This is a genomic window from Baekduia sp. (genome assembly GCF_035996765.1).
GTDB lineage: Bacteria > Actinomycetota > Thermoleophilia > Solirubrobacterales > Solirubrobacteraceae > Baekduia.
Map to the genome: position 1 here is coordinate 65667 of NZ_DASYJG010000036.1, position 9635 is coordinate 75301.

Here is a 9635-nt window from a genome sequence, read left to right on the forward strand (position 1 = left end):
GCCGCACGTAGTGAGGAGACATGGGAGCGCAGCCGGAGGCGATCCGCTGGACCGGCGTGCTGGCATCGCGGCGCGCGGGACCGCTGACGCCGCGGGCCGAGCGTGCCGCCGTGCGCGGCGCGCTGCGCGGAGATCCCGCGGCGCTGGACGTGCTCTTCCGCGCCCACTGGCCGGCGGCCTACCGGACCGCGTGGCTGATCGTGCGCGACCCGCATGCCGCCGAGGACGTGGCCCAGGAGGGCTTCGTCGCCGCGGTCGGCGCCCTGGAGCGCTTTGACCGCACGCGGCCGTTCGGCCCGTGGCTGCGGACGATCGTGGCGCGGCGGGCGATCGACCTGGCGCGCAGCCGGGCGTCGCGGCGGGAGGTCGACGGCGTCGAGGTGCTCGAGCAGGTGGCGAGCGCGCCGGCCGCCGGCTCACCCGACGAGGACGTGATCGCCGCGCTGGCCGCGCTGCCTGAGGACCAGCGCACCGTCGTCGTCCTGCGCCATCTGCTGGAGCTGTCGCCGTCGGAGATCGCCGAGGTCGTCGGCGTTCCGCGCGGAACGGTCAACTCGCGGCTGCGGCGCGGGCTCGACACGCTCGCGGGCCGGCTCGTTCCGGTCCTCATCGTGGCCGTGGCGCTGGCCGCCGCGCTGACCGCGCCCGGGCGCGCGACCGCCGAATGGGTCCAGCGCCACCTGTCGGAAGTGACCGGTCAGGTCCTACGGACCACGACGAACCCGTCAACGCCGGTGCCGAGGACCGGTGCGCTGCCCGGCGGCGGGCGGATGCTGGCGGTCAACGAGCGGGGCCTGTTCGCGTTCGGCGTCGGCGGACCGCCGCGCCAGCTGCTCGGCCGCATCGACGCGGCCGCATGGTCGCCGCACGGCCGTTACGCGGTCGCCGTTCGCGGCATCGAGCTGATCGCGGTCAGCGTGCGCGGGCGCCGCCACTGGTCGCTGGCCGAGCGCCGGCCGATCACCTGGCCGGCGTGGTCGCCCAGCGGCTACCGGATCGCGTACGTGGTCGGCGGGGCTCGTGGCGGCCGGACGATCCACGTCGTCGCTGGCGATGGCACCGGCAAGCATGTCCTGGCCGCCACCCGCGCCGTGGCACCGGCCTGGCAGCCGGGTGTCGCGCCGGCCGAGCGGCTGGCGACCGTCGACTCCGCCGCGCGCGTGACCCTGCGCGACGCCGACAGCGGTCGTGTCCTCTGGCGTACCCGGACGCCGAACACCCCGCTGCGGCTGGCCTGGAGCGCCGACGGCCATCGGCTGCTGGTGGGCCAGCACGACCGCGTGACGGTCCTGACCGCCTCGACCGGCGCGCGGATCGGCGACCGCCGCAGTCCGGGCAAGACCATCGACTCGGTCATCGCCGCCCGGCCGGGCCATGCCGGCTACGCGGTCGTCCGGCGCACGGCCGATGGTGCCGAGCGCGTCGTCGTGGTGCGCACCGACGCCGCCGGGCGCCGCGTGCTCGACGAGTCGGCGGTGCTCTTCGCCGGCGGTCCGATCCGCGGGATCGCCTGGTCGCCGCACGGTGACTGGCTCGCCGCCGACCTCGCCGGCGTCGACGGCTGGGACCTCGTGCACCTCAAGGGCCGCGGGATCGATCGCATCCGCACCCTGGCCGCCGGCCGCGACGCTCACCTCGCAGGCTGGTGCTGCCGCTGAGCATCCGATCGTTCGGGACCCGCCCGGCTACGCTTGTGGGGCATGCCCGCTGCCTTTCCCGCCACCCGCCTGCGCCGCCTGCGCCGCACCGGCGCGCTGCGCGACCTCGTGCGCGAGACCACGCTGGCGCCGTCGGACCTCGTGCTGCCGCTGTTCGTCGAAGACGGGTTGGAGGGGCGCACGCCGATCGCCTCGATGCCCGGCGTCGACCGCCACGGCCTCACCTCCGTGGTGGAGGAGGCCGGCGCCGCCCACGCGCTCGGCGTCCCGGCCGTCCTGCTCTTCGGCATCCCCGCCGAGAAGGACGCCGACGGCTCCGGCGCCTGGGACGACGACGGCGCGGTCCAGCTCGCCACGCGCGCGATCAAGGCCGCGCACCCCGAGCTGCTCGTCCTTACCGACGTCTGCCTCTGCGAGTACACCGACCACGGCCACTGCGGCCGCCTGAGCGCTGACGGCAGCGTCGACAACGACGCGTCGCTGGAGCTGCTCGCCCGCACCGCCGTCTCCCACGCGCGCGCGGGTTCCGATGCCGTCGCGCCCAGCGACATGATGGACGGCCGCGTCGGCGCGCTGCGCGCCGCGCTGGACGCCGAGGGCTTCACCGAGACGCCGATCATCGCCTACAGCGCCAAGTACGCCTCGGCCTTCTACGGGCCGTTCCGCGAGGCCGCCGGCTCGACCCCGAGCTTCGGCGACCGCCGCAGCTACCAAATGGATCCGGGCAACGCGGAGGAGGCGTTGCGCGAGGTCGCGCTGGACGTGGAAGAGGGCGCCGACATGGTCATGGTCAAGCCCGCCGTGCCCTACCTCGACGTGCTCTGGCGCGTCAAGGAGGCGACGCGGATGCCGGTTGCCGCGTACCACGTGGGTGGGGAGTACGTCATGATCAAGGCGGCTGCGGCCGCCGGTCACCTCGACGAGCGGACGGCCGTGCTGGAGACGCTCACGTCGATCCGCCGCGCCGGCGCCGACATCGTCATCACCTATTACGCGAAGGACGCCGCCCAGTGGCTGCAGTGACCCCCAAGATCCGCTCGCGCAAGGACGGCTCCGCCGTTCCGCTCGACGAGTTCGACAAGAAGCTGCTGGACACGATGCAGGGCAAGTTCCGGATCGTGCCGCGCCCGTACGCCGAGGTGGCCACGCTGCTCGGCGTCGAGGAGGAGACCGTCCTCAGCCGCGTGCGCGAGCTGATCGAGCAGCGCATCATCCGCCAGGTCACGCCGATCTTCGACACCCGCGCGCTCGGCTACCAGTCGATGCTGGTCGCGGCCAAGGTCGACCCCGAGCACCCGTGGCGCCCTGCCAAGATCGTCAACGACCACCCGGGCGTCTCGCACAACTACCTGCGCAACCACGAGTTCAACATGTGGTTCACGCTCGCGACCGAGCCGGACTCGCCGCTCGGCCTCGACGGCACGCTGGAGGTCCTGAAAGCTGAGACCGGCGCCGAGTCGGTGCGCCAGCTGCCGACGCTCAAGCTCTTCAAGATCCGCATGGACCTGGAGATGTCGGGCGACACCGAGACGCTGGCCAAGGCGGCGCAGATCGTCGAGCCCGTCGACATCGAGCCCCAGCCCTACGACGAGCTCGACAAGGCCGTCATCCGCGCCACCCAAGGCGACCTGCCGGTCGTCTCCGAGCCCTACGCCGACGCCGCGCGCGAGCTCGGCATGCCGGTCGACGGGCTGATCGCCCACCTCGAGGGCATGGTCGAGCGGGGTCTGCTGCGCCGCGTCGCCGCGATCCTCTTCCATCGTCGCGCCGGGTTCAGCGCCAACGGCATGGGCGTGTGGAAGGTGCCGGAGGACCAGGTGCTGGAGGCCGGCCGTCGCATGGCCGCCTTCCGCGGCATCAGCCACTGCTACGAGCGCCCGACCTACGCCGACTGGCCCTACCAGCTGTTCACGATGGCTCACGGCCGCTCCAAGGAGGAGTGCGACGCGATCCTCGACGCCGTCCGCGACGAGGTCGGCTGCATCGAGGACCGCGCGACGCTCTACTCCTCGACCGAGTTCAAGAAGGTCCGGCTCCTGTACTTCACCGACGATTTCACGTCGTGGGAGCGGGAGCACGCAGGCGTCGGCGCCTGACGCCCGACGGCCATGAGCGTCTCGATCACCGATGCGAAGTCCGCGGAGCTGTACGCGCGTGCGCTGCAGCGGCTGCCGGGCGGCGTCAACTCACCGGTGCGCGCGATGCGCGCGATCGGCCGCGACCCGATCTTCATCGACCGCGCCGAGGGGGCAGAGCTCTTCGACGTCGATGGCAACCGCTACGTCGACTACGTCTGCTCGTGGGGCCCGCTGATCCATGGCCATGCGCAGGCCGACATCGTCGAGGCCGTGGTCACCGCCGCCCGCCGCGGGACGAGTTACGGCGCGCCGACGGCGGGGGAGGTCGACCTCGCCGATGAGGTCGCCCGCCGCTTCCCGTCGGTCGAGATGCTGCGCATGACCTCCTCGGGCACCGAGGCGTCGATGAGCGCGATCCGCCTCGCGCGCGCCGTGACCGGCCGCACCAAGCTGTTGAAGTTCGCCGGTGCCTACCACGGCCACGTCGACGGCCTGCTGGCGCAGGCCGGCAGCGGCCTGGCGACGGCCGGGATCCCGGCGTCGCCCGGCGTGCCCGAGTCCGCGACGCACGAGACCGTGATCGTGGGGTGGAATGACGGCGAGGCGGTGGCCACCGCGTTCGCCGAGCACGAGTTCGCGGCGGTCATCGCCGAGCCCTATCCCGCCAACATGGGCCTCGTCCCGCCGGTCGAGGGCTTCTTGGAGCTGTTGCGCCACAAGGCCGATGACAACGGCGCGCTGCTGATCTTCGACGAGGTCATCACGGGCTTTCGCGTCGCCGCCGGCGGCGCGCAGGAGCGCGAGGGCATCGCGGCCGACCTCACGGTCATGGGCAAGATCATCGGCGGCGGCCTTCCCGCGGCGGCCTATGGCGGCTCGCGGGCGTTGATGGACAACATCGCGCCGGCCGGCGACGTCTACCAGGCAGGAACGCTCAGCGGCAACCCTCTTGCCGTCGCCGCCGGTCTGGCGACGCTGCGGATGCTCGACGACGCGGCCTACATCCGCCTCAGCGCCACGACCGAGGCGTTGGCCGCCGGCCTGCGCGACGCGGCCGCTGGTGCGGGTGTCCCGGTCGCGGTCAACGCGGTGCCGGGTCTGCTGACGATCTTCTTCGCCGAGACCGCGCCGCGCGACTACGCCGGTGCCCAGGCCTGCGACCACGAGGCCTACGCCGCGTTCTGCCGCGCCCTGCTGGCCCGCGGCGTCTACCCGCCGGCCTCGCAGTACGAGGCGTGGTTCCCATCGCTGGCCCACACCTCCGAGCATCTGGACCGCACGCTCGATGCGGTGAATGCCGCCTTCGCTGAGCTGTCGTGATCCTCGCTCGCCTGGCCGATGTCGTACGGCAGGACGGCGGTCTGCTCGCTGCGGCACTGCGGGACGACATCTCGGGTCCCACGCCCTACGGCGACGCCATCGCGCTCGGTCCGCGTGCTGACGGCCATGCCGCCGACCTCCCGCTGGTGATCGAGGCGGTCCGCGAGGGCTACCTCCTGCACTACGGAGGGGTGGGTGGGGGCCGCATCATGTCGCGCGACGACGATGACCTCGCGCTGCTCGCGGGCGACCGTCTCTACGCGCTGGGGCTCGAGCGCCTCGCGACGGCCGGCGACCTCGACGCCGTGCGAGCCCTCGCCGACCTCATTGCCCTGTCGGCTCAGGCCCAGGCGGCCGGCGACGAGCCGCTGGCCGATGCCGTCTGGGCGGCCGGTTGCGCCGAGCTCGGATGGGGTTCGACCGCGGACCTCGAAGCGGCCAAAGTCGCCGCACGTGCAGGTGAAACGGGGGCTGCAGAGCGCCTCGGAGCAGCCGCGCGCCACATCGCCGAAAGCCTGGCGCCGAACCGTTGACCGGGTGGCGGGCGCAGGCGGCGCGGCCCGTACGATGATCGAGCGATAGATTTCCGGTCCCGGATGCGCGTCCACCAGGATCGCGCGTCTCCCGGACAGGACCAAGACCCACCGTGCCCAAGAAGCAAGCCAAAAGCAAGTACACCGCCGACCGGGGTATTCCCGGGGCGTTCGAAGGCGAGACCGTCACCCGTCGCCGCTTCATGGTCGGGACGGCCCACGCCACGGGCGCCATCGCCACCTCGGCGATCCTCCTGCCCGCGCTGGGGTTTGCCCTCGGCCCGTTGTTCGAGGAGCACAAGATGCGGTGGCAGCCCGTCGGCAAGCCCGACGAGTTCCCCGACGACACGTACGTCCCCAAGGTCATCTCGCTGGTCGACGGGATCGGCGAGGCCGGCAAGACGACGGTCTACATCCGCAAGCGCAACCCCGAGATCGACACCGACAAGCTCCCCAAGGGCTTCGAGGCCGAGCAGTTCGTCGCGATCTCCACGCGCTGCATGCACCTGGGCTGCCCGGTCCGCTACACCGAGGCCGCTCAGCGCTTTATCTGCCCGTGCCACGGTGGCGTCTACGACTTCCAGGGCAAGGTGGACGGCGGCCCGCCGGTCCGCCCGCTCGACCGCTTCTACAACCGCGTTCACAACGGCCAGCTCGAGATCGGCCCGCGCTTCTCGGTCAACCGCGAGCTCAAGCGCTTCTCGCCGCGTAACCCGGGCGAGCCGCTCGACGGCATCGGCGGGATCCTGTACCCGTCGCGCCCGACGATCCGGAAGCTCGACTCGCTCCCCCAGGACTAAGCACTGATGCCCAAGCTCAAGCTCCCCGCTCCGCCTGTTCCGCCCGGCCTGCGCCCGGCGCCGCCGCGTCCCGGCGCGCCCAAGCAGGGCCCGGTCGAGAAGGCCGCCGAGGCCGGCATCTACACCGTCGACTGGATCGACGAGCGCACCTCCCTGTCGGGCGGCCTGCGCTGGCTGATGTTCCGCAAGGTGCCCAAGGGCACCAACTGGTTCTACACCCTGGGCTCGGCGACGATGTTCGCCTTCCTGTCGCAGGCGATCACCGGCGTCTTCCTGGCGATGTACTACCGGCCCGACGCGGCCGGCGGAGCCTACGAGTCGGTCCGCCACATCAACGACGACGTCTTCCTCGGCGAGTTCGTGCACGGCATGCACAAGTGGGGCTCGTCGGTGATGATGATCCTGATCTTCATGCACATGGCCCGCACGTTCTTCTTCGGGGCCTATAAGTACCCGCGTGAGCTCAACTGGGTCATCGGCGTCGCGCTGCTGATCCTGACGTTCGTCATGGCGCTCACCGGCTACCTGCTGCCGTTTGACCAGCGGTCCTTCTGGGCGACCGTCGTGGCGAACAACATCACCGCGTCGGGCCCGCTCGTCGGCCCCTACCTCGGTGACTTCCTCAACGGCGGGTCGGACTTCAACGCGACGACGCTGTCGCGCTTCTATGCGATCCACATGCTGTTGGTGCCCGGCATCATCGGGGCCCTCATCGGCGCGCACCTGTACCTCGTGACGCGGCTGGGCACCACGGCGCCCCCGTGGCAGAAGGTCAAGCCCGCCGAAGAGCTGATCGAGGAGCAGGCGTGAACCGTCGCGAGAAGGAGGAGTACCTCCGCGAGTACTCGATCCTGAAGTCTCAGGGCAAGCCGTTCTTCCCCTACGCGGTCGCCAAGGACGGCGCGATGGCGTGCGTCGTGCTGCTCGTCATCATCTTGATGTCGATCTTCCTCGGCGCCGAGCTCGGCCCGAAGGCCGACCCGACGACGACGACCTACACGCCGCGCCCGGAGTGGTACTTCTTCTTCCTCTTCGAGCTGCTGCGCGTCATCAAGCCGCCGGAGTTCGTCGCGCTGGCGACGATCGGCATTCCGACGGTCTGCATGATCCTGCTGTTCCTGCTGCCGTTCTATGACCGCGGTCCGGAGCGGCGTCCCGAGCGGCGTCCGGTCGCGACGCTGACGGCGATCCTGATCATCGGCGCGATGGCCTACCTCACCTACGAGGGCGCGGCGGCCGGCCCGCCGACGCAGATCGACATGGCGACGCCCGCCAGCGTGATCGCCGAGGGGCCGAAGGTCGTCCAGCAGTACGAGTTCGGTCGACAGGTCATGGCGCAGTCCGGCTGCCTGGCGTGCCACAAGGTGGGCGAGAACGGCAACGGCGGCCCCGGCCCCGCGCTGACCGACATCGCCGACCGGCTTCCGGCCGCCGGCATCGAGCGCACGTTGATCAACCCGACGGCGCCGATGCCGTCCTTCTCGAAGCTGCAGAAGGACTCTCCCGAGAAGTTCAACGCGCTGGTGGCCTTCCTCGGTCGCCTGAAGTCGGACGACAACAACTGATGAGCGCCACCGGCAGCGGGGGGCGGGGGGGTCCGCTTCCCCCGGCTCCCGCCGCCGATCGCGGCACGCTGCCCGAGCCGCAAGTTCGCGCGATGTTCGATCGCATCGCGCGCGTCTACGACGTCTTGAACTCGGTGATGACGGCCGGGCTGCATCACCAGTGGCGCCGGCGGGCGGTCGACATCGCCGGTGTCGGCCCGGGCGACCGGGTCCTCGACGTGGCCACCGGCACCGGTGATCTGGCGATCGAGCTGGCCAAGCGGGTCGCCCCTGCGGGCAAGGTCATCGGCAGCGACTTCTCCGAGGGGATGTTGGAGCTGGCGCGCAAGAAGGCGCCGGCGATCACGTTCGAGTGGGGCAACGCGATGGAGTTGCCCTACGCCGACGACGAGTTCGACGCCGTGACCGTCGGCTTCGGGGCGCGCAACTTCGCCGACCTCGACCGTGGGCTGGCGGAGCTGACGCGCGTCGTGCGTCCCGGAGGGCGGGTCCTGATCCTGGAGATGACGACGCCGCGGCGCCCCCCGCTCTCGCTCTTCTTCCGGATCTGGTTCGACGGCCTCGTGCCGCTGATCGGCAAGGTCAGCGGCGGGGGAGAGGCCTACGACTACCTGCCCAACAGCGTCAAGCGCTGGCCGGATCCCGCCGGCCTGGCCGCGGCGCTGGAGCGGGCGGGGCTGCAGCAGATCCGTTGGGTGCTGACGGCGGGCGGGATCATCGCCACGCACGTCGGCGTCAAGCCCGGCGCGCCGATTCTCACGTCGTCCAACGGCACGCACCCGGAGTCATGAGCGGCGGCGGTACCGGATCTCCGGCCGCTGCTGAGGGTGGGCCGGTGACGGCCCTTGTCCACGCCGGCGGGCCGCACGTCCTGCCGCTGCTGGACCGCGTCGAGGAGCTGCTGCGGGAGGTCGCCGCCGGCCACGGCGCGGTGCTCGCCGAGCATGCGGGAACGACGATCGCCGCCGGCGGCAAGCGACTGCGCCCGCTGCTCGTCATCCTGGCGGCGGGCGGGCCGGTCCCCAGCTCGGGCGATGGCCTGGTCCGCGCGGCCGCTGCGGTCGAGCTCGTCCACAGCGCGACGCTCGTCCACGACGACGTGCTCGATCTCGCGCCGCTGCGGCGCGGGCGCCCCACCGTCTTCGCCACCGCCGGCCGCGCCGCGGCGACCCAGACCGGCGACCTGCTCTTCGCCCGCGCCTTCGCGCTGCTGGCCGCCAACGGCGACCCGGCGCAGGTCCGCGCGCTCAGCGACGCGGGCTCGGCGCTCGCACGCGGCGAGCTGCTGCAGCGTGCCGATGCCTTCGACGCGACGATCCCGCGGGAGCGCTACCTGCTGCGCTGCGAGCTGAAGACCGCGCGGCTCTTCGAGGCTGCCTGCATCCTCGGTGCGCTCGAGACGGCCCCCGCTCGCCCCAACGGGGCGACGCCCCCTGCCGACGCCCTGCGCGAGTTCGGCCGTCGCATCGGCCTGGCGTTCCAGATCTTCGACGACGTCCTCGACGTCGCCGGCCCGGCCGAGCGCACCGGCAAGCACCGCGGCACCGATCTGCTGGACGGCACCGTCACGCTGCCGTTCATCCTCGCGCGCGAGCGCGACCCGGCGCTCGGCGCGCTCGATCCCCGTGCGATCGGCCGGGCGGGTGGGCCTGTCTCCGAGGAGATCTGTGATCGCATCGTG

Annotated in this window: 10 protein-coding genes; all 10 read left to right on the plus strand. The window is 72.0% G+C overall.

The window, feature by feature from the left end:
* Nucleotides 1–20 precede the first annotated feature (20 nt).
* Nucleotides 21–1658 carry a sigma-70 family RNA polymerase sigma factor gene (locus VGO10_RS08510; RefSeq protein WP_327467177.1) on the plus strand — a complete coding sequence of 546 codons (1638 nt, stop codon included), beginning with the start codon at nt 21–23 and terminating at the stop codon, nt 1656–1658.
* Nucleotides 1659–1700: 42 nt separating this feature from the next.
* Nucleotides 1701–2681 (plus strand): porphobilinogen synthase, encoded by a 981-nt coding sequence (gene hemB, locus VGO10_RS08515; protein WP_327467180.1) that lies wholly within the window; start codon nt 1701–1703, stop codon nt 2679–2681.
* On the plus strand, nt 2669–3754 hold the full coding sequence (locus tag VGO10_RS08520) for an AsnC family transcriptional regulator (protein WP_327467182.1): 1086 nt from the start codon (nt 2669–2671) through the stop codon (nt 3752–3754). Before hemB ends, VGO10_RS08520 begins: the two co-directional genes overlap by 13 nt.
* A 12-nt stretch (nt 3755–3766) precedes the next feature.
* Nucleotides 3767–5056: a glutamate-1-semialdehyde 2,1-aminomutase gene (hemL, locus tag VGO10_RS08525; protein WP_327467184.1), complete on the plus strand. Its 1290-nt coding sequence runs from the start codon at nt 3767–3769 to the stop codon at nt 5054–5056.
* A complete protein-coding gene (locus VGO10_RS08530) occupies nt 5053–5589 on the plus strand; it encodes a hypothetical protein (protein WP_327467186.1) in 537 nt (178 codons plus the stop codon). The genes hemL and VGO10_RS08530 overlap by 4 nt, the downstream gene beginning before the upstream one ends.
* Before the next feature lie 113 nt (nt 5590–5702).
* Nucleotides 5703–6389, plus strand: coding sequence for a ubiquinol-cytochrome c reductase iron-sulfur subunit (locus tag VGO10_RS08535; protein ID WP_327467188.1), 687 nt, complete (start codon nt 5703–5705; stop codon nt 6387–6389).
* Between the two features lie 6 nt (nt 6390–6395).
* A complete protein-coding gene (locus VGO10_RS08540) occupies nt 6396–7199 on the plus strand; it encodes a cytochrome b (RefSeq protein WP_327467190.1) in 804 nt (267 codons plus the stop codon).
* Nucleotides 7196–7954 carry a c-type cytochrome gene (locus tag VGO10_RS08545; protein WP_327467192.1) on the plus strand — a complete coding sequence of 253 codons (759 nt, stop codon included), beginning with the start codon at nt 7196–7198 and terminating at the stop codon, nt 7952–7954. Before VGO10_RS08540 ends, VGO10_RS08545 begins: the two co-directional genes overlap by 4 nt.
* The gene (gene ubiE / locus VGO10_RS08550) at nt 7954–8745 is read left to right on the plus strand and encodes a bifunctional demethylmenaquinone methyltransferase/2-methoxy-6-polyprenyl-1,4-benzoquinol methylase UbiE (protein WP_327467194.1); all 792 of its coding nucleotides are present in this window, start codon (nt 7954–7956) and stop codon (nt 8743–8745) included. The genes VGO10_RS08545 and ubiE overlap by 1 nt, the downstream gene beginning before the upstream one ends.
* A 44-nt stretch (nt 8746–8789) precedes the next feature.
* Nucleotides 8790–9635 (plus strand): polyprenyl synthetase family protein (locus tag VGO10_RS08555; RefSeq protein ID WP_327467196.1); only part of this gene is annotated, 846 nt, incomplete at its 3' end.

What these genes read in the sequence shown, in the direction of transcription:
- VGO10_RS08510 (WP_327467177.1), top strand. Translation starts at nt 21, where the DNA reads ATGGGAGCGCAGCCGGAGGCGATCCGCTGGACCGGCGTGCTGGCATCG.
- hemB (WP_327467180.1), top strand. Translation starts at nt 1,701, where the DNA reads ATGCCCGCTGCCTTTCCCGCCACCCGCCTGCGCCGCCTGCGCCGCACC.
- hemL (WP_327467184.1), top strand. Translation starts at nt 3,767, where the DNA reads ATGAGCGTCTCGATCACCGATGCGAAGTCCGCGGAGCTGTACGCGCGT.
- VGO10_RS08540 (WP_327467190.1), top strand. Translation starts at nt 6,396, where the DNA reads ATGCCCAAGCTCAAGCTCCCCGCTCCGCCTGTTCCGCCCGGCCTGCGC.
- ubiE (WP_327467194.1), top strand. Translation starts at nt 7,954, where the DNA reads ATGAGCGCCACCGGCAGCGGGGGGCGGGGGGGTCCGCTTCCCCCGGCT.